The sequence below is a fragment of the Actinospica durhamensis genome (assembly GCF_018139695.1).
In the GTDB taxonomy this organism is placed as follows: domain Bacteria; phylum Actinomycetota; class Actinomycetes; order Streptomycetales; family Catenulisporaceae; genus Actinospica; species Actinospica durhamensis.
In genome coordinates this window covers 1-390 of the sequence record NZ_JAGSOG010000885.1, presented here as the reverse complement: position 1 = coordinate 390, position 390 = coordinate 1, and the positions used below count along the sequence as shown (strand labels likewise).

The 390-nt window shown below is 75.1% G+C and carries 1 pseudogene; it reads right to left on the bottom strand.

The window, feature by feature from the left end:
- Positions 1 to 390 (bottom strand): annotated as a pseudogene (locus KDL01_RS42680) (DEAD/DEAH box helicase); the annotation flags it as partial.

Below are 390 nucleotides of genomic sequence, written 5' to 3'. Positions count from 1 at the left end.
CTCCAGGCCCTCCAGCCACTCGTAGTAGCCCAGGACGTGCAGGTCCTCGGCCGGGATGGAGGCGGTGCGCTCCTCCACCAGCGCGCGGACCCGGGCCCGCGCCTCCTCGTCGTTGAGCCGGAGCCCCGCGTACAGGCACTGCTGGACGGCGGCCTCGCAGGCGGCACGGCTGAAGATGAAGGTGATGGCGGGCAGCAGGCCCTCGGCGTCGAGCCGCTCGATGACCTCGGGCCGGCTCGGCGTCCACACCCGCGAGCGCTGCCTGCGTTCCCGCTCCCGGTCGGCCTCGCGCATGTTGCCCCGCCCGCGCCGCCGGTCGCCCCACGGCGGACGGCTGGCCTCCATGCGCGCCATGCGCGTGAGGTCGGGGTTGACGGCCTTCTTGCGGCC